Here is a 24,027-nt window from a genome sequence, read left to right as displayed (position 1 = left end):
TGAACCCACAGAATGTCCCCACCCAACAAACCCGGTTCGTCAGCTGAACAGGCCGTTGAACCAAATCGTCAGAGCGGCGGCGGCGATGATCACCAGCGCGAAGCAGATGACGGTAATTCGCAGCCCGTGATGCGGCTGGTCTGACACCGGCCGATCCAGCAGGCCCGCCGGCGGCAGCTTCATCGCCGCCTCGGCCGCCCAATCTTCGCGGCGGATCAAGGTGAAGAGGCGGATCGCCATGACGCTCCACGGTGGCGGGCTGCGATCCCGCTGCACGAAGTCCAGAACGATGAGTGAGAAGGCCAGCGAGCATAGCGCGCCAAGCGGCAGCAGGGGCGACATATGCTCGACGCGGACCAGCCTGCCCGGAAACACCGTCGTCGCGCCCCTGACCATCAGGAAAATCGCGATCAGGAAGACGACAGATCTCAGGAACAAGCTGCCCGAGATCCGCGTGTGATAGGTCGGCCCCAGGAGTCGGAACACGACCGTCATCACCCCACCTGCCGACAGGAACAGCATCCCCGTCAGAACGACCCATGCGTGATGCGTCATGACGACGCCTCCTTGCTTTCCACGGCCGCCCGAAGGCCGGCCTTGATGATGCGCCCCACCAGATTGAAGAAGCCGCGCGGGTCGTTGGCGGCCATCCAGCCGATCGCCAGCGCCACGACGCGGAAGTCCAGCACCTTGACCAAGGCGACGATCGACGGCGTCGCCGCCTCGGCCGCCACCGGTCCGGCGAAGACACCGATGCACAGCGACAGCCAGGCCCGCACTCGAGCCTCGCGCGTCGCGCCCTTGGACCCATAGGCTGGGATCATCCCTAGGCCGCCCGCGATCAGGCCGCCGCACAGGCCCCAGAACAGAGGCAGTTCACGCGGGTCGAACATCCGCCCCTCCGATAGTCAGGCCGTGGTGGAACAGCCGTCGGGCGGCTTGGGTCTAGGATCAGGCCGCTGTGAGCGGCGAGTTCAGCGCAACTAGGTTGCGGATGCGGTCGTTCACCGACAGGTTCAGGCTGACGACGCTGAGCACTTGGCTGGCCAGGTTCGGATCGACATCGGCGAGGCCGGCATAGTTTGAAGGCATCACTGCGCTTAGGGCAGCAAGATCGATAACGGGATTCTCAGCCCCGAAGCCGGTCGCGATCAAGGGCTGGAGTTTGGCGAGCACGTCCACCTTGCGGGCCTCGCTCGCGGCATTGTCCGCTTTCAAGACCAGGGCGCGGGCCGCCTCGATCTCTTCAGGTGTAGGGTCGGCTTTAGACATGATCAGATCCTTTCGTGATCAGAGTTGGTCATTCACTGGAAGTCGCGCCGTAGCGCTGATCCATGGAGTCAGCGGCCGGGGATTGCCCCGAAACGGACTTGTTGGATCGTGACGCGACCTCGACGCGGTAGGTCCGAGCGGCCGTTCCGCCGACGTTGTCGGTGTAGGTTTTGGAAGCGCCCATGTATTCGGAGATGAATGTCTGCCCGACGGTGCCGCCAGGCTGGCCCGGAACAGGCTCCCCGTCATAGGTCGCCGACAAATCGCCGTTGACCGTCATGGTGTCGACTAGGGTTTCCGCGCCGTTGCCAATCTTCTGATACAGCCGCACCAGGGCGCTGGTCGTGCCGGTCACGCCGCCCGTCTGGTTGCCCCAGCGACGGCCCGTGCGATCGAAAGAATACGACCAGTTGACGACGATGGGGCCGCCGTTCGTCGAGAACGGACCCAGCGCGGCCGATACCGGCACGTTGACGTTCGAACCCTGAATGCTGTTCGAGATCGTGCCGGCGGTGATCGCGCCCATCCAGTGACCCCGTCCGTTGCGGTCCATGTAAACGGTCGCATTGTTTCGGCGCATCTGGCTGACCTCGACTGAAGGGCCGAACCAGAAGAACAGCTGGTCATTCGGGATCTGCCCGATGGCCAGCCGTGCCCCGCCGAACTTCCACAGGATCAGCGGATAGGCAGGGTCCAGCTCGATCTGTCCGGCCGCGCCCAGCAGCAGTTTGCCCGTGATGAATACGGAGCCGCCGACCAGCTTCATGACATCGACGATCTGACCGCCGATGACATTGCCGAAGCGTAGGGCGCTGGCGACCATCTGACCTAGCGAGTTCGAGCCGACAGCCTTGAACAACAGCTGGAAGGGGTCGCCGCCGGCCGCGCCGATGATCTCGAAGATCACATTCGCCAGGCGTGTCTGCGCATCGGCCGCAACGGCGGCGGTGACGTTGAGTTGAGCCGCCAGCGCCGGAACCGCGCGATCTCCCTCCGTCACGGGCGAGAGGTCGCAGCTGTACCAATCCAGCGTCTTGTTCTCGTTTGCGCCCTGAGGCAGGAAGCCGTCCTTCCAACGCGTCATCAGGTAAAGCTGCACGCTCGCCGTGTTCGGCAGCAAATCGACCCGCTTGTTGAAGCGATAGATTTTGCCGTCGCCCGATCCGCTGCCCGCGACATTCCCGCCGGTGTCGGCGTCCTGGAAGAAACGCAGCACACCACCGTCGCCGAGATAGTTGAAGTTGGCGTCCATGCACTGGATCAGGACGCCCGCGCCCTGAAAGCCCGTCCCGGTCGGTCCGCCCCACGGGATGGCGATCTCCACTTCGAGATTATAGGCGCCCGCACCCCTGAAGCCGCTGACGACCTGCTTCATGCCCAGGTCCTGCATGCTGGACACATACTGCATGCGGACAGGACGTCGGCCGTTCCATCCATCCACCGGGCCGAGGTTCGGCGTGCCGTTGGCGTTCGCCCAGTCATCCCACCCTGCCGGGCGCGGCTGACCGGCAGGCCAGTTCAGGAACCGACTGTTGTTCACGACGCTGGCATTGGCGCCGACCGAGGCTGCCAAATTGGCGCTGATCGAAGCACGAGACGCGGAGGCGTCGGCGCCGGCCTGGGACGAAAGTGCGGCTGCGGCCGAGTTGGCGGCGGCGGCGCTTTCAGTCACATCCTCATACCGAAGGAAGGCAACCTCGGAGATGGATCCGGGATAGACCGAGGCGCCCCAACCTTGCAGGACGTAGGGCCGAATATAGGTGGCGCCTGGCGCATGCGCCTGCAACTGTTCGGTCGTCGGCTCCGATCCACCGATGTCATACCATCCATCAGCATGACGTTTGATGTTGCTGAACTCGGTCCACCATTGGTTCAGGACCGACCCGTTCGCGTCATAGATTTGGAAGCCAAGCACCCACTGATGCGTGTCGTTCGGGCCGTTCTGAACGATCCGGCCGCGTGAGCGGACCCGGTGTTTCCGTCCAGGCTTTAGGGCGATGACGCCCTTCGTGCCGTATTCCGCAAACCCGTCACGGCTTACTACCTTCCCGATGCCGACGATGGTCGGGAAAAAGACCTGATAGTTTATGTCGCCGAGGGCCAACCCAGGCCCGGTGACGGTGCCGAAATAGCGTCCGTTCTCTTCGAACGTCGAGGGCAGGGTGCTTTCCGCCGCCCGCTGCGCGGTCGTGGCGCTGACCCCAGAGCTGCAGAGTGTTGCGCCAGCCTTCGTCGACGCCATAGGCCTCGATCCGATATCGGACCGTCGCGCCCTCATGATAGCGATTGCTCTGCCACGCGATGATGTCGCCGTCTTCCAGCTCGGCCGAGGCGCGGCCAGCCAGCAGCATCGGCACTAAGGCGATCCGCGCGCGACGTTCCAGCCGCGCGCCGCGTCGCGTGATCTCCGCGCAGCGATCGGCCTGGCCCTTGTTCGTGACCAGCATCAACGGCAGCGTCAGCTCGCGCGGCCCGCCGTCCTCGACGATGTTGGCCTGGTCGCGCAGGACGGCACCGCTATGATCCTTGTAGAGCTGGCTCGGCTCAACATAGCGGGCGATGACCGTGTTGACCCGGCCGCCGTCGGTGTCGGGCGTAAACTCGTCGAAGCTGATCGCCTCTCCGGCGACCAGATCCGCATCGGTGATGGTGACGACCGCCGCCTTGGCCTGACCGGGTTCGACCTCGACGCCGCCATCCCGCTGGACGATCTGACCGGCCGTCGCGGCCGCGAACATCTCCTCGACCTCGATGTGCGCCTGGGCGCTCGAAATCGCGCCGCCGACGGTGTAGCGCGGCAGGCCATCAACGATCTCGTCGCAGACGTTAGCGGCGGCGATGATGCGCGCCGCAGGGGCTTCGTCGGCCGTTAGGCCCCGTCCGATCAGAAGGTGCTCAAGCTCACCGTGCCGGCCAACGGCATAGACGCCGCGCTGGATGTTGTAGCGAACGACCGCCGCGTTTTCGCTGAAGCGGTGCGTCGAGACATCGTTCCAGGTCTGTGGCGACGGGCCAGTGTAGCCATACTGCGGATCGAACCGCGGATCGTATGCCCGCAGGCCACGAACGACGAACTTCAGGCCAGGGTGACCGCGCGTCCAGACCTGATCGTCGAACTTATAGGTGATCCAGATCTCGGCGACGCTGGGGCAACGATCGGCCGAGGTCAGCCCCACGCCCGCCTGAAGCATGTAGGGCGGCGGGAAGGCGCCATCTCGCGTCGCATTGACGAAGGTCAGCTGCAGCGCGCCGTTGAAGCCCGGCTGAACCCCGTTTGCCGCGAAAGGATAGTAGGTGTCGTCGACGTAATAGCCGATCAGCCCATCCAGGACGTGGTCAGCCAGGGCGACACGGCGGGTGACGTAATCGGTGCCGTATTTGCCGCCGTGATTCCAGGCGTCGATCAGCGAGCCGCCAACGCAGGCGATTCCGACCACGGCTTCGCGCGGCGTCTCGCCCAGCGACAGCGTCGTGACGCTGGCCTGGCGCTCGGCCACATTGGACTTCATCAGCCCGAGCGCCTTGGCGGCCTTCGTCACTGCCCAACTGCCGGCCGCATAGAGGGCCGAGTTGACCACGAAGGTGGCGACGGCGAAGGCCGTCGTGCCCGCCGTGAAGCCGGCCCAGGTCACGATCGCGGCCGTGATCGGATCCGCTTTCGCAACCGTCGGCGCGGACACAACGAAGCTCAGCGCCAAGGCGCTGGCCATGAGGAAGCGTTTCAAGGGCATGTCAGTCGGCCGCGACGGTCCAGGCGCGCACGGCGTGCGCACGGGGCAGACGCATCAGGCCGCGATCGGGGCGAACGCCGACGAGGGTCTCGCCTTCGAACAGCACCAACTGCTCATCCGCCAGCATGCCGACATCGCCGCGCCCGGCCCGCGCCAGGTCGATCGGCGTCATCACCTCGCTAACGGCCTTCGCCATGCCGCCGTGACGACGCACCACACGCCGGGCGCCCCGGCGTGTGGTCCATTCGCTGGTGAAGTCCGACAGAGGCGCGACGCCGAACACGGCCTGGACGCCGGCGTCGGCGAAACGGGCGCAGTCGTGGGTCGACGCCGCGCCGCTGTAGCTGAAGGACCAATCCTCGCGGTCCTCTAGGAATGCGATCAGGGCATGATGATCTCGGGTCATAGCTGGATGGCCCCTCGCGTCAGGACGTTGATGGCGGCCGCCTGGCCGGGCGAGACGCCCCCGAAGGCCGTCCCGCTGCGTTGAGGCGGCTTGCCGCCCCAGTTGATCGCCTTCTCGCCGGCATAGGCGACAGCCGCGAAACCGTTGGCCGTGGGATCGAGCATCCGCTGGTCCGCATCACCGTCGTCACCCCGTCCGGCGAACTGATCCTGCCGCGCTATCGGCTGGTCGCCGGCGAGCGCCGCTGGCGCGCCATCGGCGCGGCGATCAACGACGGCGACTGGGAAGCCGAAGAGCCGATCCTGACCCGCCTGCTGGACCGTGACGCCAAGGAAACCCGCTTCGCCGCCATCGCCGAGAACCTGCTGCGTCGCAAGCTGAACCCGATCGAGAAAGCCAAGGGCTTCGAACAGCTGGCGGAGCTGGGCTTCGAGAACAAGCTGATCGCCGAACGCCTCGGCTACACCCCGGAACACGTCCAGCAGCACCGCCGCTTCCTGAAGCTGGACGAGGCCGATCAGCAGCGGATGACCCTGCCGCGCGACGACCCCAAACACCTGTCGGTGCGCGACGCCCGCCAGAAGCTCACGGCGAAGGACAATGCGCCGAAGCCGATCGACCTGACCCCGGCCGAATGGCTGGCCACCGTCGAAACCATCTTCGCCGCCTACGAGATGACCGAGTACGGCAACCTGTGGAATGAGATCGTGGTTGCCCCGGATGCCAGCGCATCGCCTGAAGGTGCACGCCTCCAAGAGCTTGGCGTCTTGGATTTCTCAGGCATCAAGCAGTTCGGCTCGCGCCTCGGCCGCTTCGTCGTCAAACGCGGCTACGGCGCGCCCCACGGCGTGGATTGGTGCAATCCCCCGCTGCCCGCTGGACTGCATGCCAGCGAATCACGGATCGCGGCCCTCCGCGAGGCCCAGGCGAAAGTGTTCGGAGCTGAAGCGCCGAAGTGGGACGATGAGGCGCCTGTTCTCGGCACACCTTGGCTGGCTGATCCCGGCGAGCTGACGGCCGAAGGCTCCGCACTGGTCGAGGCCGCGCGAGTGGCGTCGGAACAGCGCGCCAAGGAAGATCAGGACCGCGCCGCCGCGAACGCCGCGCGTGACGCGGTCTGGGCCGAGGCCCGCCAGCGTCATCTGCGCCTTCTGGCCGCTGCCCAGGAACGCCCGGAAGCGGGCCAGCCGGATGAAGTCGTCAGCATCGCCAGCGACCTCGATCGCCCCCTGCCGTGGCAGGCCTTGCCTTCCGGGATCATCGCCGCCGCCAATGGCAAGACGGTGAAAGACCGTCTCAATCACTACGCCGCGCCGAGCGAGCAGGAACTGGCGATCAATCAGATGATCGTCGTCGCCGCGAACGCCGCCGGCGGCGTCCTGACCCCGACGCCCGCCGCACCTGACGCGCCCAGCGAAGAGGAGTTCGTCGAGGCGATCGCGGCCGTCGCCGCCGACCGCCGCCCCGATCTGACGGGGGAGCAGGCCGCCGAACTGGCCGCGCAAATCCTGGCCAGCTTCCTTGACGACAATGGCGTCGCGTTCGGCGAGGACGGCTTCGACTGGACCCACGAGGGCGCCGTCATCCTGACCGACGAACACCTCGCCGACGCCGGCGACACGCCGAAGGGTGATGCTGGCGAGCCTGCTTGACGCGTTTGCGGATGCACCGAGACGACCGCCTGCTCCACCAACGACGGTCACGGCGCATGTCGTTGGGTCGAAGATGACCTTTGCTCGGCATGCGTCGGTCAGCCCGAACCGACAGCGCCTTCCGAAGCTGAGGCCGCCTGATGGACCGCCCCTGGATCGAAGGCGTCGCCCTGCTGGCCGCCCACAACCTCCCGACCCCCGCACCCCGCAACCTGTATCGCCGGAGATACCGCATGTCCCAAGACGTCCGCTTCGCCATCCTCACGGCGAACCCCGCCGACAAGCCGAAGGCCTTCCCCGATCTCGAGGCCTTGGCCCGCCACATCCAGCGCGAGCGCGGCCTTCAGGCTCTCGAACTGGTCGAGATTGAAGACCTCGAAATCGACGGCGACACGCAGAACCGCCGCGCCGTCTCCGTCTTCGCCCTGGACGCCGGCAACGACCGCGACCGCCTGATCGGCCACGCCTACCTCGACGGCAAGGGCCGCGACGTCCTGCAAGCTGCCCTGCGCCGCAACCGCCTGGTCATGGCCGACGATATGAAGGACGCCGCCTGATGGCCGACACTGTGGAACTGCCGGTCCTGGACTTCCCGCGTCTCAGCCTGAAAGAGGGCGTGGATACGTCGAAACCAATACCGATCCTGATCAAGGTGGCGAAGGACGGGGAAACCCCGAACGTCTTTTACGCCCCGAACGCGGAACGCTTCGCGGTCGATCTGAAGGGCGCTGAATATCTCGAGCGCGCCGCCGCCGAGCGCTCTCCGGAGGCGCGTGAACGCGCGGCCAGTGTAAGGGCCGCCAAGGCGCTGATCGCTGCGCCGACCCTGACGCCAGAAGAGTGGGCGGCATCCAGTGAATGGGCGAAGTGGGTCTGCGATGGCGAAGAGACCTACGCTGGCAGCATTGAGGAGCTTATCGACAACCTCACCGATATCGGTGCCGGGGCGCCCAGCTATTGCTATGTCACGACGGCAAAGGGCTTCGACTTCGATCTGGAAGACGCGATCGAGAACTACCTCATGGACGAGCACCATGAGGACGCGGAGTGCCGGGACCTCCCCAAGCTGATCGACTTCTTCAATGAGTGGAAGAAGACCGAAACAGTGACGACGTTCTGGCCCGGCTCGACCATCGTCGTCATCGACGCCGCCCGCTTCGCCGACGAGATCGCGGCAGCGAGCGCGCTAGTCGCCGAGGCGGAGGCCTTCGCATGACGCCGATGATCCCATCCAACCGGGACCTAGCGTTCGACGGCAACCTGACCCAGGCTCGCTACGAACTGCACAAGGCGATCGACCGGGGCGGCGAGGCCGAACAGGCCGCCTGGAGCCGGAACTGGGGCGAGGCCGCGCTTGCCCGGTCAGAGGACGCGGATGGCGGCGAAGGGAGCTGGTCGTTCTTCGGCCCCAGCAGCAGCCTGATCGAAGCCGCCGAGGAGGCCCAGACCATTGCAGACGGCTTAGCCGACATCCTTGTTCGACAGAACCCCGACTTGGAGGTGGCCCGCCAGCGCTCCGTCGCTCTCCAAAAGCTGATCGTCACTATCAACACCAAGCTCGAGGCGTCCGAGTCGTGAAAGTCCTGGTCCAACAACCCGCGCTGCAACGCGCGACCGCCCGCGTCGTCAGCGCCGTCGAACGCCGCAACACCATTCCGATACTCTCCAATGTCCTGCTGCGGGCCGCCGGCGATCGCCTATCGATCACCGCCACGGACCTGGACATCGAGGTCGTCGAGAAGCTGCCGGCCGAGATTGTCCAGGAGGGCGAGTTCACGGTCAGCGCCGCCACCTTGGCCGAAATCGCACGTAACGCCCCGCCCGGCGCCGAACTGGCGATTGAGTGGGCCAGCCACGACGACCCGCGCGCGACGGTCAAGTTCGGCCGATCGCGCTATCAGCTGCCAATCCTGCCCGCCGGCGACTTCCCCATTCGCGGCGACCTCACCGAGGCCGTCTCGCTCACGCTGGACGCAGCCGTGCTTCACCGGCTTCTCGACCGAGTGCACTTCGCCCAGAGCACGGACGAGACCCGCTATTACCTCAACGGCGTCCATCTCTGCATGGTGTCGGATGAGGGCGAGCGCGTGCTGCGAACGGTCGCCACGGACGGGCATCGTATGGTCCGCGACCAGACCCCTTGCGGCGACACCGAACGGATGCCGTCGGTCACCATCCCGCGCAAGGCCGCCAACGAGATGCGGCGGATTCTCGCCGACCTGAAGGACGCGGTGACGCTGGAGGTCGCCAGCACAGGCCTCGCGCTTCATACCGGAACGGGACGCCTGATCACCAAGGCTCTGGACGGCAGCTATCCCGACTATGAGCGGATCACGCCTCGCCAGTGGGACCGTGAGATCACCATCGACCGCGCCCTGTTCAAGGAGGCGATCAAGCGCGTCTCCCTGATCAGCGGCGAGAAGTCGCGTTCGGTGAAGATGACGATTGCGGACGAGGTGTTGACGCTGACCGTGCGCAACATGGAGGCCGGCGTCGCGGCCGAGGAGATCGAGGTCAGGGGCGAAGGGCCATCATTCGAGACCGGCTTCAACGCGAAGTATCTGCTCGACCTGCTGGACCAGACCGACGCCGACCAGATGCTGTTCCGCGTCACCGAGCCCGGCAGTCCGGCCCGCCTCGACCCCGGCCCCGGCGCGAAGAATGCCGAGGGCCTGGTCAACATCGTGATGCCGGTGAGGGTCTGATGGTCCAGCGCGCTACTCAAACTGCGGCGCCCGAAGCCCAGCCCCACGAATCGAAGTTGTCCGTGGAAAGCGGCGGACGATATCCGTCGACACTGCCAACACTCTCTAGGAACGCCGTTCTGCTGCCGTGGAGAGCGTCGTACACAACCGCGATCTGCGATCTGCTCACCCCAGCCATCTTTTTGCTATCCAAGAACGTGCTCAAGAGCGTCGTCTGATGGAGGATGCCCGCGTAGGCCTTGACGGCACGAGTGTTCGGCAGGAGCGCGGCTTTCTGCTGCCGCAACAGACTGAGGGCATTGTCAACGACCGCCTGTGTGAGGACGGCGTGAACTGGAAGCAGATCGGGTTTCATCAATCCGAGGAGCTTGGCCACAGCAAGCTCGGTCTGAAACGAAAACTCCTGGATGGCGAGCGCGTTGTCCGCAACGAGATCGGCGCGGTCTCGTTGACGCTTGGCATCCTGAAGATACCAAGCGCTGAAGATTGCCGCCGCGCTCAGAACCGCCTGGAGGAGCGGCGCATAAGCGCGCAGTCCCCAATGCGTGCCAGTGGCGAGGTAAACCAGCGCACATGTCGCCATCGCCGCGATAGCGACGAGGGCGGCGAACAGAACATCGAGCAGCCTCAAAACCTCACCCCCTGCGGACACAGGCGACAGGCTGCCACAGCGAGTGCGGGGTGACCATGGTGTCCCCCGGAAGCCTGATTTCGACCAGTGACGCATCAATGCGCATAGCAACGCCGGCTTCGGCAGCGAGGCGTTTGGATGACTAGTCGCGTCGCCTTCACCGCAGCGGACATCAAGCGCGCTATGGGCGTGATGGAGAAGTGCGGCCATCAGGTCGCCGCCGTTGACTTCCCCAAGGAAGGCGGGTTTCGATTGGTGTTGGGCGACCGGATGGATGTCGCCGCAGCAAAGGCGAGCGGGCGGAACGAGTGGGATGACGTTCTGCCCCAATGAACGGCATGGCGACGATCGACCTGGCCTATGTCCAGCGGTTCAAGGACCGCCATGGACGGATCCGCCATTACTATCGGCGCAAGGGCTATGCGACCGTCGGCTTGCCGGGCGATCCGGGCTCGGCCGAGTTCATGGCGGCCTATGCCGTGGCGCACGGTCGCGCGCCCAAGGCTGATCCTGCGACGAAGGTTCAGCCGCGCTCAATCAACCACCTGATGATCGAATACTATCGCTCGGCCGACTTCCTCGATCTCGAGCCTCAGACCCAAAAGACCTATCGCCAGATCTTGGATCGCTTTCGGGCTGGGGCTTGGGGCGGCCGGTCCGCCGTCTCGATCGAGCCGCAGCATCTGAACGGCATTTTCCACCAGATGGCCGATCGGCCCGGCGCCCAGCGCAATCTGCGCAAGCGTCTGATGAAGGCCTTCGCCGTCGCCGTCGAACTGGGTTGGCGCAAAGACAACCCGGTCCGAGAGACCAAGTCCCGAAAGCGCAAGTCCAAGGGTTTCATCCCCTGGTCGGAGGCCGAGATCGAGACGTTCGAAGCGAAGTGGGGGGAGGGCACGCGCGAGCGCCTCGCGCTGTACCTCTTGCTTTATACGGGCGTCCGCCGGTCCGACGTCGTCGGCATGGGTCAGCAGCACGTCAAGAATGGCCGAATTGCCGTGACTCAGGACAAGACAGACGTCCCGATCTGGATTCCGGTCCACCCGCGTTTGAAAGCCGAGATCGCCCGGCACGGCGCCGGGATGACGTTCATTCTGACGCAGTACGGCAGGCCGTTTTCACCGGCCGGCTTCACCAGCTGGTTCGTAGAGCGCGCGACGCTTGCCGGCGTGACGGGCCGCACCCCGCACGGCCTGCGCAAGGCGGCGGGCCGGCGGCTGGCCGAAGCTGGCGCGACGACCAAAGAAATCGCCGCCGTCCTGGGCCATACCAGCCTCGACGAGGTCGAGACCTACACGCGTTCTGCGGACCAGGCGAAGCTTGCAGACACGGCGATCGCCAAACTCGAAAAGGCCGAAAAGAGAACGGCCGGTGTCAAACCCTGAGTGTCAAACCATCTAAACCCTCTGTTTTCGTTGTCGAAAACAAAGGGGGTGGTAGGCCCGGAGGGACTCGAACCCCCAACCAGACCGTTATGAGCGGTCGGCTCTAACCATTGAGCTACAGGCCCCCAAGGCGCGCCTCGGCGGTAGGGGTTTCGCCTAGCAGGCGCGGGCGCGGCTTGCCAAGCGGGGGCGGGCAAGAAGGCGATCTTTCCCCGATTTCACGAAGATGAACGGAAACTGCCAGCGAGGTGCGGGCGTTGGTTCAGGCGAAAACGGCCAAGGTCGTTGCAACGGATCGGCGAACGCGCCGGTCCCGGATCGCTCACGGAGAAGACTGCATGACCCGCACACTGGCCGCCGCCCCCCTGAAGACCCTGTCGTTGAAGACCGTCGCCCTGGGCGGCGCGGTCGCCGCCGCCGCCTTCCTGGCCGCCGCCACGCCCCGCGCCATGGCCCAAACCGCCGAACCCATGGGAGCCATGCACATGATGCAGCCCGCGCCGTCGCTGAACCTGTCGGCCTACGGCGAGGTGAAGGCCGCGCCGGACATGGCCACCATCACCTTCGGCGTGCAGACTGAGGCCGTCACGGCTCAGCAAGCCATGCGTGACAACGCCACGCAAATGACGCGCGTCGTCGCCGCCCTGCGCCGCGCGGGCATTGCTGAACGCGACATCCAGACCTCGGGTCTAAACCTGTCGGCGCAGTACGACTACGTCCAGAATGAACCGCCCAAGCTGCGCGGCTATCAGGCGGTCAACCGCGTGACGGTGGTTATCAACGACCTGAGCAAGGTCGGCACGACGGCCGACGCCGTGGTCGCCGCCGGCGTCAACCAGATCGACGGCATCAGCTTCGGACTGAAGGATCCGACTGCTGCCGAGAACCAGGCGCGCCAGCTGGCCGTGCGCAACCTGCAGGCCAAGGCCCAGCTGTACGCCCAATCGCTGAACGTCCAGCTGTCGGGCATTCGCAACCTGACCGAGGGCGGCGGCTATGCGCCCCAGCCGCCGATGCCGATGTTCGCCGCCCGCGCTGTGTCGATGGATCGGGCCGAGAGCACCCCGGTTTCCGCCGGCGAACTGACGGTGCGGATCGACATCACGGGCGTCTACGACATCGCCCGCTGATCGCATCGACCGGATGAAGAAAAGGCCCGCCGTCGCCGGCGGGCCTTTTTGCATTCTGGTAAGTAAAGCGCCTCAGCCGGCGGTCTTGATCACATTGGCGTCGTCGAGCAGGACCACGTTCGGATTCCACTGGCGCGCCTCTTCCTGGGGCAGTTGGCCGTAGGTGACCACGATCACCTTGTCGTTCTTCTGCACCAGGCGGGCGGCGGCGCCGTTGACGCCGATGACCTTGGAGCCGCGCGGCGCCTCGATCGCATAGGTGGTGAAGCGCGCGCCGTTGGTGATGTTCAGCACATCGACCTGCTCGTGCGGATAGATGCCGGCGGCGTCCAGCAGGTCCATGTCGATGGCGATCGATCCCTCGTAATCGAGATCGGCCTGGGTCACCGTGGCGCGGTGCAACTTGGACTTCATCAGGGTGACCAGCATCGTGCGGTCTCCAGCAAGAAAAACGCGGGGCGCAGGCCCTCGCTCACAGGCGGCTCATATAGGGATTTCCGGCCCCCGCATCAATCCGCACGCTGCGCCGCAGCAATCGGGTGCGGCTGCGAACGCCAGGTGAACCGACGGATTGCACGCACGTCATTTGACGACGGCCCGCGTCCCCCTATGCTGGCGACGCCATTTCCGGCCTGCGAGCGCGCGTTTTCCTTCCGATGAAGCAATTCTTCCTGACGGTCCTTGGTGTCTTCACCGGGCTGATCCTGTTCGTCGTCGTCATTCCCGTGGTGCTGCTGACGGTCGCCGTCGCCTCGTCGTCCAAGCCGACGACGCCGGCGACCACCGTGCTGGAGCTGGACCTGCGCGGCGGCGTCAGCGACCAGCCGTCGTCCAATCCGTTCGCGGCCTTCGGCAGTTCCGGCCTGGCCCTGACGGACGTGGTCGATGGCCTGCATCAGGCCCAGAGCGACAGCAGCGTCAAGGCTCTGCTGATCCGCCTGCCGGAAAGCGGCATGACGCCCGCTACCGCCGACGAACTGCGTCAGGCCATCCACCGCTTCCGCAACGCAGGCAAGCCGGTCATCGCCCACAGCCAGGGCTTCGCCCCGTCGGGCGCGGTGATGTCCACCTATATGGTCGGGGCCTCGGCGTCGGAGCTGTGGATGCAGAACACCGCCGGCTTCCAGGCCACGGGCTTCTCGGCCGATAGCCTGTTCCTGGGCCGGGCCTTCCAGAAATACGGCGTCAAACCCGAGTTCGAACAGCGCTACGAATACAAGAACGCCGTCAACGAATACACCCAGAGCGACTATACCGGCCCGCACCGCGAGGCGATGACGGCCTGGATGACGTCGATCTACGATACCGCCCTGGCCAACGCGGCCAAGGACCGCAAGACGACGGCCCCGGCGCTGAAGACGGTGATCGAGGCCGGCCCCTATTCGGCCGAACAGGCGCTCAGCAACCGGCTGATCGATAAGGTGGGCCAGGTCGAAGAGGCCGAGATCGCCATCAAGACCCGCGCCGGCAAAGGCGCCGAGATCGTCGAGTTCGGCAAATACGCCAGCCAGAAGGGCGAACGCACGGGTTCGGGCAAGAACGCCATCGCCATCGTCGGCGGGGAGGGGGCCATCGTCACAGGGCGCGGCGGCGGCGCCAGTTTCGGCGGCGGCTCGTCCATCCATTCCGACGACACGGCCGAGGCCATCTACGACGCGATCGAGGACAAGAGCGTCAAGGCGATCGTCTTCCGCGTCTCTTCGCCGGGCGGTTCGCCCGAAGCGTCCGAGCAGATCCTGGCCGCCGTGCGCGCGGCGCGGGCGGCGGGCAAGCCGGTGGTGGTGTCCATGGGCGCCTATGCGGCGTCGGGCGGTTACTGGATCAGTTCCGAGGCCGACTGGATCGTGGCCCAGCCGACGACCCTGACCGGCTCGATCGGCGTGTTCGGCGGCAAGTTCGTGCTGGCCGATGCGCTGGGCCGGTTCGGCGTCGACATGCGTGAGCTGACAGTGGGCGGGGAATACGCCGACGCCTTCTCGCCGACGCAGGAGTTCACGCCCCAGCAGCGCGCGGCCTTCGCCGGTTCGATGGACCGGATCTACGACGACTTCATCACCCGTGTGGCGACGGGCCGCAAACTGTCGCCGGACCGGGTGCGCGAAATCGCCAAGGGCCGCGTCTGGACCGGCGCCCAAGCCCTGCCGCTGGGTCTCGTCGACCAGCTGGGCGGCGTGACCGAGGCGGTGAACAAGGCCCGCCAACTGGCCAAGATCCCCGACAACGAGCCTGTCCGCTTCAAGCATTTCCCCAAGCAGCAGTCGCCGTTCGAGGCCCTGTCGGAAATGTTCGGCGTCCAGACCGAGGCCGCCAAGGCCCTGGTCATGCTCGGCGGCGTCATGGCCGATCCCCAGGCCCAGGCCGTGATGCGCCGGATCGACAGCGACCGGATGCGCAGCCAGGGCGCGGTGGTTCTGGCCGATCAGCCGATCTTTTGACGGGGCGCGGCGCACGCGACCGTGCGTCGCGGTCCATTGACCGCAGGCCCCGATGGACCGACATTGCGTATCAGGCGTTCCCCGGATCGCCTGAAAGGATGATCCATGTTCCAGCCTGAACGTCTCGCCGCCATCGGCCATGCCGCCCGCCGCCGTCCCAACGGCCTGATGGCGTCCGTCATGTGGGTCGCCGGCATGATCGCCGCCGTCTGCGCCATGGCGGTCGGCGCCGTCCTCGCTGTTTTCACCGCTGCGGCCGTGGCGGTGATCGCGCTGTTCGCCGGCGTTCTGGTCTTCCTGGTCGGTCTGGTCATGCGCACCCGCCGCAATATCGCGCCGCGTCGCCGCAACAGCGATCCCGACCTGATCGAGGCGCACAAGGTGGACGGCGCCTGGGTCGCCTATGGCTGGGAGCGCAACGGCCGCTGAGCCGAACCCGCCCATGACGTCCTACATCGACGCGCCTTCGCCCAACTTCGACGCGCGCCGTGCGCCGCCGGACATGCTGGTGCTGCACTACACCGGCATGCAGACCGGCGAGGCCGCTCTGGCCCGCCTGCGCGACCCCGAGGCCAAGGTTTCGGCCCACTATCTGGTCGAGGAAGACGGCCGCGTCTTTCAATTGGTGCCCGAGGAGCGCCGCGCCTGGCACGCCGGCTGCGGCGTGTGGCAGGGCGAGGACGACTGCAACGCCGCCTCCATCGGGATCGAGATCGTCAATCCCGGCCATGAGTTCGGCTATCGCGCCTTCCCCGAAGCCCAGATCGCGGCCGTCATCGCGCTGATTTCCGATATTCGCAGCCGCTGGACCATCGCCGACAACCGCATCATCGCCCATTCCGACCTGGCGCCGGATCGCAAGGAAGATCCGGGCGAGCTCTTCCCCTGGAAACGCCTGGCCGAGGCCGGGCACGGCCTGTGGTTCGAACCTGCGGCCGAACGGGTGCAGGCCTTGGGCGGCCTGTTGCAGAAGGGCGATCAGGGCATCGGCCCGATGGTGCTCAGCGCCGGCCTGCATCGGCTGGGCTACGGCCTGAAGGCCAGTGGCGACTACGACGCCGCCGTCGAAACCGCCGTCCGCGCCTTCCAGCGTCATTGGCGCCCGGCCCGCCTCGACGGCGTCGCCGACGGCGAAACCCGCGCCCGTCTGGTCGGCCTGCTCCAGCTGGCCAGCGCCGAGAGTGTCACGGGCGTATTGAATTGACGTTCGCGCCGCTAACGCGCATCTAGCGCGCGCCAGACGGCTGGGCGGTCGCGGCGGACTTCGCGTCCGTCGAGGAAAGTCCGGGCTCCACGGTGAAAAGGCGGCGGATAACTTCCGCCCGGGGTGACCCGAGGGATAGCGCCACAGAAAGCAAACCTCCGGCCTTGCGAGGCCGGTAAGGGTGAAAGGGTGGGGTAAGAGCCCACCGCGGACCTGGCAACAGGGACGGCATGGCAAGCCCCGCCTGGAGCAAGACCAAATAGGGACATCGCGCGGGCTCGCTCGCGGGGCTCACCGCCTCAGATGTCCGGGTAGGTCGCGAGAACCGATCAGCAATGGTCGGTCCAGAGGAATGATCGTCGCCGATCCGGGCCTCGGCTTCGGAGCGGAACAAAACCCGGCTTACAGGCCGTCTGGCATACTTTTCTTTAGGCCTATCGGCCTTCGGCCTGCTTGAGGCCGATTTTCTCGGCCTACCGCGCTTCGCGCTGCTTGAGGCCGGCTTTTTTCTTCGGGCCTATCGGCCTTTGGCCTACCTGAGGCCCGGAGGGTTGGGCGTTGGCGCCCTCCCTCAGCGCGTCGCCTAATCCGAGTTCGGATTATCCCCGCATTTCAGTGTTATGGCGGCGGTCCCGCGCTTTTGCGGGCGTTAACCTATTGTCTGGCAATGGAAGGTTAGAACGCCTCACAGCCTGTGAATACTTTGTTTGTTCCGTGTATGTTCCAGCTGTTCGAGCGTGCTTAAGTCGTCACACGTCAAAACATGGTTAAATCTTGGCCTCGATCCCATTGAGGCCCATTTCATCCCATGCTATCCCAGCTTCATGATTTGGGGCTGAGAGGCGGGCGCGGCGGGCGTTCGTCAGGGCATCTAGGGACGGGCCGAAGGGCTCGATTGGACAGGGCGTGTTTCTCTCGACCTATGAGAAGCAGCTGGACGGCAAGCGCCGTCTCCTCATCCCCAACGATTTCCGCACGACCGAAAACGGCGCCGCTGGCGGCGTGTTCATCTTCCCTTCGATCGAGGCCGACTGTCTGGAAGCGGGCGGCGACCGCCTGTTCGCCGTCTATGCCGAAATGATCGAAGCCCTGCCGTTCGGCTCTGAGGAGCGTTCGGCGCTGGAGTGGCAGGTGATGGGCGAGCAGGTGCGCCTGGCCTACGATTCCGGCGGTCGGATCACCTTGCCCGAGGCGCTGTGCGCCGAAGCCGGTCTGGGCGACACCGTCGTCATCGTCGGCCTGAACGACCGTTTCCAGATCTGGTCGCGCGAGAAATGGGCGGCCCGCCGCGCCGAACAGCGCGCCCTGGCCAAGGCCGGCATGGCCCAGATCGGCGCCCTGAAGCTGGCGGCCCAGATGAAACTGGCGGGAGGCGGGTCGTGACTGACGCTCCACACGCCCCCGTCCTGCTGGCCGAGGTGATCGAGACCCTGGCGCCTGCGCCCGGCGATGTCGTGATCGACGCCACCTTCGGCGCCGGCGGCTATACCCGCGCCATCCTGAAAGCGGGCGCTCAGGTCGTCGCCCTGGATCGCGACCCGACGGTCCAGCCCCACGCCGACGCCGTCGCTGACGACTTCCCCGACCAGTTTCAGCTGATCCGCACCCCCTTCTCGGGTCTGGCTCAGGCGTTCGCCGACAGCGGCAAGGCGAAGCTGGACGGCGCTGTCTTCGACATCGGCGTCTCGTCAATGCAGCTGGATCAGGCCGAGCGCGGCTTCTCCTTCATGCGCGACGGTCCGCTGGACATGCGCATGTCCGATGAGGGCGCGACCGCCGCCGACATCGTCAACAGCTGGGACCACGGTCCCTTGGCCCACATTTTCAAACTGTATGGCGAAGAGCGCCAGTCGGGCCGCGTCGCCACCGCCATCCTGCGTCGCCGCGCCGAACAGCCTTTTACCCGCACCCTGGATCTGGCCGAGGTGGTCGAAAAGGCCCTGGGCGGCCGTCGCGGCGCGCCCATCCATCCGGCGACACGGGTCTTCCAGGCCCTGCGCATCGCGGTCAACGACGAACTGGGCGAGCTGGAGCGCGGTCTGGAGGCCGCCGAGGCGACGCTCGCTCCGGGTGGACGCCTCGCCGTCGTCACCTTCCATTCGCTGGAAGACCGCATCGTCAAGGCCTTCCTGACCGAGCGCACGGGCAACAGCCCCGCCGGTTCGCGTCATGCGCCGATTGCCGTCGATCCGCGCAAGCCCAGCTTCACGCTTCAGTTCAAGGGCGCGCGCGAGGCGGGCGACGAAGAGCGTTCCACCAACCCCCGCGCCCGCTCGGCCAAGCTGCGCGTCGCCGTGCGCACCGACGCCCCGGCTTGGGGTCGGATCGATGGCGCGATCAGATCAGGGGCTGCGGCATGACCACGGCGCCCTTATTCACCTATTCCCGCTCCGCCCTTCAGCGCCTGTTCGACTGGAAGGTGCGTGGCGTGCGCTGGGTCGAGATCATCGGCGTGGCCCTGGTCGCGATCATGATCGTCTCGGTCTATGCGGCCAAGGCCGCCGCGGCGCGCGAAAGCAGCCGCATCGCCCAGATCGAACAGGACATCCGCGAGAACGGACAGCGCGTCCGCCTGCTGCGCGCCGAGGTCGCCCGCCTGGAGCAGCCCGCCCGTCTGGAAAGCCTGTCGCGCCAGATCGGCATGGCCCCCGTCGCGGTCGCCCGTCAGGCCAAGGAAGGTCAGCTGACCGCCCTTAAACCCGTCCCCGCTCAACCCGCCGCGTCCGCGCCTGCGGCCGCGCCGGCGCCCGCCGCCGTAGCCGACGACGCGCCCGTTCCCACGCCCTCGCCGGAGCCGGCGCAATGAGCGTTCAGGATCATCGCTATCATCGCCCCGCGCCGGGCGCCGATTTCCAGGAACGGCTGCAAGGCCGTCTGTCGCCCTTCTGGCGCTGGCTGACCGAACTGGTCTGGCGGCTGGAGCACGGCTTCGAGCGCGCCCGCGCCGACGCCCGCCCGGAAGAGGACACCCGCGTCCGCATCTTCCTGATCCTGATAGTCTTTTCCTGCGTCTTCGGCGGCCTGGCCATCGGCGCGTCATACAAGGCCCTGTTCGCCCCGGCCAATGGGCTGGGGCGCGGCGTCAATCCGAACGCCCTGGTGCGCGGCGACCTGACGGACCGCAATGGCGAACTGCTGGCCACCAACATTGTCCACTACGGCCTCTACATCGACCCGGCCGAGATCTGGGATCGCGATCTGGCCTATCGCCAGATCCGCCGCGCCCTGCCGCGCATCTCGGCCGAGCGTCTGAAGAAGGTGCTGGGCGGCGACCGTCGTCTGATCGCCTTGACCGGCCTGACGCCTCAGGAAAAGGCCGCCGTCCACGACCTGGCGCTGGGCGGCGTCACCTTCGAGCCCGAGGATCGCCGCGCCTATCCGCTGGGAACCTCGGCCGTCCATCTGATCGGCGACGCCGACACGGGCGGGCAGGGCGTCTCGGGCGCCGAACTGGCCTTCAACGACGAGATCCGCGCGGCGGGTCAGCGCGGCGAGGCCTTCCCCCTGTCCATCGACCTGCGCGTCCAGGGCGTGCTGGAAAACGAACTCGCCGCCGCCGCGATCAAGAACCAGGCCAAGGGCGCCGTCGGTATCGTCACCGACGTCCAGACCGGCGAGGTGCTGGGCATGGCGTCCTGGCCGACCTTCAACTCGGCCGACCGCGGCGCGGCGCCCGACGGCGCCACCCTGAACCGCGCGGTTTCGGGCCACTACGAAATGGGCTCGGTGTTCAAGACCTTCACCGTCGCCGCCGGCCTCGACACCGGCCGGGCTGACATGAACACCCTGTTCGACGCCTCTCAGGCCTTCCAGATCGGCGATCGCAAGATCAAGGACTTCCACGCCCAGAACCGGGTGATGACGCTGGAAGAGGTCTATCTGCACTCCTCCAACATCGGCACGTCGCAGCTGGCGGTGCAGATGGGCCCCAACACCATGCGCGACTATTTCCGCCGCCTGGGCCTGCTGGACGCCGCCAAGATCGAGCTGAAGGAATCGGCCAAGCCGGTCGTGCCGCGTCGTTGGGACAACTCGACCCTGGCGTCGCTGTCCTTCGGCTATGGCATCATGATCACCCCGGCCCAGATGGTTCAGGCCATGGGCGCCCTGACCAATGGCGGTCGGATGATCCCGCTGTCGCTGCGCAAGGGCGGCGCCCGCAACGTCCAGCCGCAACAGGTCGTCACCGAAGAGACTTCGCGCGCCATTCTCGACCTGCTACGTCGCAATGTCGTCAAGGGTTCGGGCGGTTTCGCCGATGCGCCGGGCCTGCGGGTCGGCGGCAAGACGGGCTCGGCCAACAAACTGGTCGGGGGTCGCTATGACCCCAGCCACGCCCTGGGCTCCTTCGCGGCGGTCTTCCCCGTCGATGGCCCGCTGAACGGCAAGCGCTACGCCATCCTGATCGTGATGGACGAGCCGGGGACCTATCCCAAGACCGGCGCCTATGTCGCCGCGCCCGCCGTGCACAATATCGCCGACCGCATCGCCGGCTTCCTGGGCGTCGAACGCCGCGACGACCGCTGGCGCACGGCCTCGGGCGAGAAGATCCCGCAATATCAGGACGTGGCGGGGGACGGGCTTTGAGCGCGCTTCACCTGTCCGACCTGCTGCGCCGCGACGTGTCCTCGGACCCGGTCATCACAGGCGTCACCGCCGACAGCCGCAAGGTCTCGCCCGGCGCCCTGTTCGTCGCCCTGCCGGGCACGGCCGCGGACGGCCGCGCCTTCATCCCGCAAGCTCTGGCGCAAGGGGCCGCTGCGGTTCTGGCGCCGACCGACACGCCGGATGGCGCGGCGCCCGTCCTGGTCACCTCGGGCGACGTGCGCCGGGCCTACGCCATCGCCGCGCGCGGCTTCTACGGCGCCCAGCCCAAGACCTGCGTCGCCGTGACCGGCACCAACGGCAAGACCTCTGTCGCCACCTTCTGCCGCCAGATTTGGGCGGGCGTCGGCCATAAGTCCGCCAGCATGGGCACGCTGGGCGTCATCGGCCAGAAGGGCGTCAAGACCTACGCCCTGACCGGCCCCGGCCTGACCAGCCCCGACGCGGCCGAGGCCGCGCGCCTGATGGCCGAACTGGCCGCCAAGGACGTGACCCACGTCGCGCTGGAGGCCTCGTCCCACGGCATCGACCAACGCCGCCTGGACGGGGTCGCCCTGAAGGCCGCCGCCTTCACCAACCTGACCCAGGACCACCTCGATTATCACGGCACCATGGCGGACTACCGTTCCGCCAAGATGCGCCTGTTCGAGACCCTGCTGCCGCGTGGCCGCACCGCCGTGCTGAACGCCGATTCCGATGCCTATTCGGTCTTCGCCTCGGCCTCGATCATGGCGGGCCTGGGCGTCATGGGCGTGGGCGAACGCGGTCGCGACCTGACGCTGATCGGCCGGCGTGCGACGCCGGAGGGCCAGCGTCTGACCATCGACGTGCGCGGCGACATCCGCGAAATCCTGCTGCCTCTGGCCGGCGCGTTTCAGGCGTCCAACGCCCTGGTGGCGGCCGGCCTGTGCATCGCCGCCGGTGATCCCGCCGACGTCATCATCGGCGCACTGGAAGGCCTGACCGGGGCGCAAGGCCGCCTCCAACGCATCGACGGCGGGCAGGAAGGCCGGGGAGAGGTCTATGTCGACTACGCCCACACGCCCGACGGGCTCGAGACGGTGCTGAACGCGCTGCGTCCCCACGCGACCGGTCGACTGATCGTCGTCTTCGGCGCCGGCGGCGACCGCGACCGTGGCAAGCGCCCCCTGATGGGCGAGATCGCAGGGCGTCTGGCCGACATCGCCATCGTCACCGACGACAATCCGCGTTCCGAAGACGCCGCCGCCATCCGCGCCCAGGTCCGCGCCGGCTGCCCGGACGGGATCGAGATCGGCGACCGCCGCGCCGCCATCGAGGCCGCCGTCGAAATGATGCGTGACGGGGATGTGGTGGTCATCGCCGGAAAAGGGCATGAACAGGGTCAGATCGTCGCGGGCGTGACCCACCCCTTCGACGACGCCACTGTCGCGTCCGAGGCCCTGTCTCTCTATGCCTGAAAACTCCGCCCGCCCGCTCTGGTCGGCCGCCGAAGTCGCCGCCGCCACGGGCGGCGTGCTGCACGGCGACGACCGCCCGATTACGGGCCTGACCTACAACAGCCGCGAGATCGTCCCAGGCGATCTGTTTCTGGCGCTGAAGGGCGAACGCGACGGACATCAGTTCGCCAGCGGCGCCTTCGCATCGGGCGCTGCGGCCGCCCTGGTCGAACATCTGGTCGACGGCGGCCCGTGCGTCGTCGTCCCCGACACCTTGCGCGGCCTGGAAGCCCTGGGCGTCGCCGCCCGCGAGCGCGCGCCCCATGTGAAGCGCGGCGCCGTCACCGGCAGCGTCGGCAAGACCAGCGTCACCCAGGCCATCAAGGCGGGCCTTGATCTGGCGGGTCCAGCGCATGGCTCGATCAAGAGCTACAACAACCACATCGGCGTTCCCCTGACCCTGGCCCGGATGCCGGTCGAGACCCAGCGCGCCGTGTTCGAGATCGGCATGAATGCGCCCGGCGAGATCGCGCCCCTGTCGCGCTTCGTCGCCCCCCACGCCGCCTGCGTCACCACCGTCGGCCCGGTCCATATCGAAGCCTTCGCGGACGGCGAGGCCGGGGTCGCGCGTGAAAAGGCGACCATCTTCCAGGGTCTGGTGCCGGGCGGTGCGGCGGTGGCGAACGGCGACGTCGCCTTCTCGGCTGTCCTGTGCGATGCGGCCAAGGCGGTCGGCGCGCGCCTGCTGACGTTCGGATCCGACGCCGGCCATGACGCCCGCCTGCTAGACTTCCGGCCTGACGCCGAGGGCGCGGCGGTCGCCGCCGAACTGTTCGGGCGACGCATCGACTATCGCCTGGCCCAGTCCGGCGCCCACTGGGGCCTGAACAGCCTCTGCGTCCTCTTGATGCTCGACGCCCTGGACGTGACGCTGGATACGGGTCTCGAAGCCCTCGCCGGGTTCCAGCCTCTGGCCGGACGCGGCCAGACCCGCACGGTCACGATGCCGGACGGCGCCTTCACCCTGATTGACGAGAGCTACAACGCCAATCCCCTGTCCATGGCCGCCGGGTTCAAGACCCTGGGCGCGCGCTCGACCTCGGGCCGCCGCGTGGTGGTGCTAACCGACATGCTGGAGTTGGGCGAGCAGAGCCGCGACCTGCATGAAGGCCTCGCCGGCCCAATCGACGCCGCCGGCCTCGACCTGGTCCACGCCGCCGGGCCCGAGATGCGCTGGCTCTACGACGCGCTTCCGGTTTCTCGACGCGGCGTCTGGCGCGCGACGGCGGCGGAACTGGCGGCCGAGGCGGCCCTGCTGGTCGCGCCCGGCGACATCGTCATGGTCAAGGGCTCGAACGGCTCCAAGGCCTCGCTGGTGGCCAAGGCGCTCGCGAACCTCAGTAGCGCCGAAGGCGTCCCCTCAAGCAGTGACGCCCCGCGGGCGTCGCGGTAG

The 24,027-nt window shown here is 66.9% G+C and carries 26 protein-coding genes, 1 tRNA gene and 1 other RNA gene; 18 read left to right on the top strand and 10 right to left on the bottom strand.

Annotation, left to right across the window (positions count from 1 at the left end; translation table 11 throughout):
- Positions 1-39: 39 nt before the first annotated feature.
- The 6 genes from E4341_RS13290 to E4341_RS13265 are packed head-to-tail and all read right to left on the bottom strand — an operon-like array spanning position 40 to position 5,409.
- On the bottom strand, positions 40-555 hold the full coding sequence (locus tag E4341_RS13290) for a hypothetical protein (protein ID WP_165117905.1): 516 nt from the start codon (positions 553-555) through the stop codon (positions 40-42).
- Positions 552-893: a hypothetical protein gene (locus E4341_RS13285; protein WP_137720728.1), complete on the bottom strand. Its 342-nt coding sequence runs from the start codon at positions 891-893 to the stop codon at positions 552-554. The genes E4341_RS13290 and E4341_RS13285 overlap by 4 nt, the downstream gene beginning before the upstream one ends.
- 58 nt (positions 894-951) lie before the next feature.
- Positions 952-1,272, bottom strand: coding sequence for a hypothetical protein (locus E4341_RS13280; RefSeq protein WP_165117903.1), 321 nt, complete (start codon positions 1,270-1,272; stop codon positions 952-954).
- Between the two features lie 28 nt (positions 1,273-1,300).
- Positions 1,301-3,376 carry a hypothetical protein gene (locus tag E4341_RS13275; protein WP_165117901.1) on the bottom strand — a complete coding sequence of 692 codons (2,076 nt, stop codon included), beginning with the start codon at positions 3,374-3,376 and terminating at the stop codon, positions 1,301-1,303.
- Positions 3,303-4,997, bottom strand: a complete 1,695-nt coding sequence (locus tag E4341_RS13270; protein WP_165117899.1) for a phage tail protein — start codon at positions 4,995-4,997, stop codon at positions 3,303-3,305. Before E4341_RS13270 ends, E4341_RS13275 begins: the two co-directional genes overlap by 74 nt.
- Before the next feature lie 7 nt (positions 4,998-5,004).
- The gene (locus E4341_RS13265) at positions 5,005-5,409 is read right to left on the bottom strand and encodes a hypothetical protein (RefSeq protein WP_165117897.1); all 405 of its coding nucleotides are present in this window, start codon (positions 5,407-5,409) and stop codon (positions 5,005-5,007) included.
- A gap of 80 nt (positions 5,410-5,489) precedes the next feature.
- Between E4341_RS13265 and E4341_RS13260 the strand changes: the two genes are divergently transcribed.
- From E4341_RS13260 to dnaN, 5 genes are all read left to right on the top strand, one after another.
- Positions 5,490-7,061 (top strand): hypothetical protein, encoded by a 1,572-nt coding sequence (locus E4341_RS13260; protein WP_165117895.1) that lies wholly within the window; start codon positions 5,490-5,492, stop codon positions 7,059-7,061.
- Between the two features lie 140 nt (positions 7,062-7,201).
- Positions 7,202-7,618 (top strand): hypothetical protein, encoded by a 417-nt coding sequence (locus tag E4341_RS13255; RefSeq protein WP_165117893.1) that lies wholly within the window; start codon positions 7,202-7,204, stop codon positions 7,616-7,618.
- Positions 7,618-8,277 (top strand): hypothetical protein, encoded by a 660-nt coding sequence (locus E4341_RS13250; RefSeq protein ID WP_165117891.1) that lies wholly within the window; start codon positions 7,618-7,620, stop codon positions 8,275-8,277. The genes E4341_RS13255 and E4341_RS13250 overlap by 1 nt, the downstream gene beginning before the upstream one ends.
- Entirely contained in the window at positions 8,274-8,639 is a 366-nt protein-coding gene (locus E4341_RS13245) for a hypothetical protein (protein ID WP_165117890.1), read from the top strand. The genes E4341_RS13250 and E4341_RS13245 overlap by 4 nt, the downstream gene beginning before the upstream one ends.
- The gene (dnaN, locus tag E4341_RS13240; RefSeq protein WP_165117888.1) at positions 8,636-9,766 is read left to right on the top strand and encodes a DNA polymerase III subunit beta; all 1,131 of its coding nucleotides are present in this window, start codon (positions 8,636-8,638) and stop codon (positions 9,764-9,766) included. Before E4341_RS13245 ends, dnaN begins: the two co-directional genes overlap by 4 nt.
- Positions 9,767-9,782: 16 nt before the next feature.
- Here dnaN and E4341_RS13235 read toward each other — a convergent pair whose 3' ends face one another.
- The gene (locus E4341_RS13235; RefSeq protein WP_165117886.1) at positions 9,783-10,397 is read right to left on the bottom strand and encodes a hypothetical protein; all 615 of its coding nucleotides are present in this window, start codon (positions 10,395-10,397) and stop codon (positions 9,783-9,785) included.
- A gap of 138 nt (positions 10,398-10,535) precedes the next feature.
- Between E4341_RS13235 and E4341_RS13230 the strand changes: the two genes are divergently transcribed.
- Both E4341_RS13230 and E4341_RS13225 read left to right on the top strand, forming a co-directional pair.
- Complete coding sequence (locus tag E4341_RS13230; protein ID WP_165117885.1) at positions 10,536-10,730, top strand: hypothetical protein; 195 nt, start codon at positions 10,536-10,538, stop codon at positions 10,728-10,730.
- A gap of 5 nt (positions 10,731-10,735) precedes the next feature.
- Positions 10,736-11,782 carry a tyrosine-type recombinase/integrase gene (locus E4341_RS13225; RefSeq protein ID WP_165117883.1) on the top strand — a complete coding sequence of 349 codons (1,047 nt, stop codon included), beginning with the start codon at positions 10,736-10,738 and terminating at the stop codon, positions 11,780-11,782.
- Positions 11,783-11,831: 49 nt separating this feature from the next.
- On the opposite strand, the gene E4341_RS13220 is transcribed toward E4341_RS13225, so the two are convergent.
- A tRNA-Ile gene (locus E4341_RS13220) sits at positions 11,832-11,907 on the bottom strand.
- Positions 11,908-12,120: 213 nt separating this feature from the next.
- Between E4341_RS13220 and E4341_RS13215 the strand changes: the two genes are divergently transcribed.
- Entirely contained in the window at positions 12,121-12,912 is a 792-nt protein-coding gene (locus E4341_RS13215; protein WP_165117881.1) for an SIMPL domain-containing protein, read from the top strand.
- Between the two features lie 72 nt (positions 12,913-12,984).
- Here E4341_RS13215 and panD read toward each other — a convergent pair whose 3' ends face one another.
- Positions 12,985-13,341, bottom strand: coding sequence for an aspartate 1-decarboxylase (gene panD, locus E4341_RS13210; protein ID WP_137722218.1), 357 nt, complete (start codon positions 13,339-13,341; stop codon positions 12,985-12,987).
- A gap of 227 nt (positions 13,342-13,568) precedes the next feature.
- Here panD and sppA point away from each other — a divergent pair, with 227 nt between their 5' ends.
- From sppA to rnpB, 4 genes are all read left to right on the top strand, one after another.
- On the top strand, positions 13,569-15,347 hold the full coding sequence (gene sppA, locus E4341_RS13205; protein ID WP_055754065.1) for a signal peptide peptidase SppA: 1,779 nt from the start codon (positions 13,569-13,571) through the stop codon (positions 15,345-15,347).
- Between the two features lie 105 nt (positions 15,348-15,452).
- Positions 15,453-15,776: a hypothetical protein gene (locus E4341_RS13200; RefSeq protein WP_161639610.1), complete on the top strand. Its 324-nt coding sequence runs from the start codon at positions 15,453-15,455 to the stop codon at positions 15,774-15,776.
- 13 nt (positions 15,777-15,789) lie between these two features.
- Positions 15,790-16,551: an N-acetylmuramoyl-L-alanine amidase gene (locus E4341_RS13195; RefSeq protein WP_165117880.1), complete on the top strand. Its 762-nt coding sequence runs from the start codon at positions 15,790-15,792 to the stop codon at positions 16,549-16,551.
- A 32-nt stretch (positions 16,552-16,583) separates the two neighbouring features.
- An RNA gene (gene rnpB, locus E4341_RS13190) (RNase P RNA component class A) lies at positions 16,584-16,972 on the top strand.
- 646 nt (positions 16,973-17,618) lie between these two features.
- On the opposite strand, the gene E4341_RS15805 is transcribed toward rnpB, so the two are convergent.
- Positions 17,619-17,687, bottom strand: coding sequence for a hypothetical protein (locus E4341_RS15805; protein ID WP_350224835.1), 69 nt, complete (start codon positions 17,685-17,687; stop codon positions 17,619-17,621).
- Between E4341_RS15805 and E4341_RS15800 the strand changes: the two genes are divergently transcribed.
- Genes E4341_RS15800 through murF form a run of 6 tightly spaced genes read left to right on the top strand, consistent with a single transcriptional unit; the run spans position 17,686 to position 24,027 of the window.
- Complete coding sequence (locus E4341_RS15800) at positions 17,686-17,934, top strand: division/cell wall cluster transcriptional repressor MraZ (protein WP_350224834.1); 249 nt, start codon at positions 17,686-17,688, stop codon at positions 17,932-17,934. The two genes, E4341_RS15805 and E4341_RS15800, sit on opposite strands and share 2 nt — an antisense overlap.
- Entirely contained in the window at positions 17,931-18,911 is a 981-nt protein-coding gene (rsmH, locus tag E4341_RS13180) for a 16S rRNA (cytosine(1402)-N(4))-methyltransferase RsmH (RefSeq protein ID WP_165117879.1), read from the top strand. Before E4341_RS15800 ends, rsmH begins: the two co-directional genes overlap by 4 nt.
- Positions 18,908-19,357, top strand: coding sequence for a cell division protein (locus E4341_RS13175; RefSeq protein ID WP_165117878.1), 450 nt, complete (start codon positions 18,908-18,910; stop codon positions 19,355-19,357). Before rsmH ends, E4341_RS13175 begins: the two co-directional genes overlap by 4 nt.
- On the top strand, positions 19,354-21,138 hold the full coding sequence (locus tag E4341_RS13170) for a penicillin-binding protein 2 (RefSeq protein WP_017504535.1): 1,785 nt from the start codon (positions 19,354-19,356) through the stop codon (positions 21,136-21,138). Before E4341_RS13175 ends, E4341_RS13170 begins: the two co-directional genes overlap by 4 nt.
- Complete coding sequence (locus E4341_RS13165) at positions 21,135-22,595, top strand: UDP-N-acetylmuramoyl-L-alanyl-D-glutamate--2,6-diaminopimelate ligase (protein ID WP_165117877.1); 1,461 nt, start codon at positions 21,135-21,137, stop codon at positions 22,593-22,595. Before E4341_RS13170 ends, E4341_RS13165 begins: the two co-directional genes overlap by 4 nt.
- Complete coding sequence (gene murF, locus E4341_RS13160) at positions 22,588-24,027, top strand: UDP-N-acetylmuramoyl-tripeptide--D-alanyl-D-alanine ligase (protein ID WP_165117876.1); 1,440 nt, start codon at positions 22,588-22,590, stop codon at positions 24,025-24,027. Before E4341_RS13165 ends, murF begins: the two co-directional genes overlap by 8 nt.

This window comes from Brevundimonas sp. 'scallop' (assembly GCF_011045535.1).
GTDB lineage: Bacteria > Pseudomonadota > Alphaproteobacteria > Caulobacterales > Caulobacteraceae > Brevundimonas > Brevundimonas vesicularis.
Note: the sequence above shows the minus strand (reverse complement) of the source record. Positions and strands in the feature narration are given on the sequence as shown.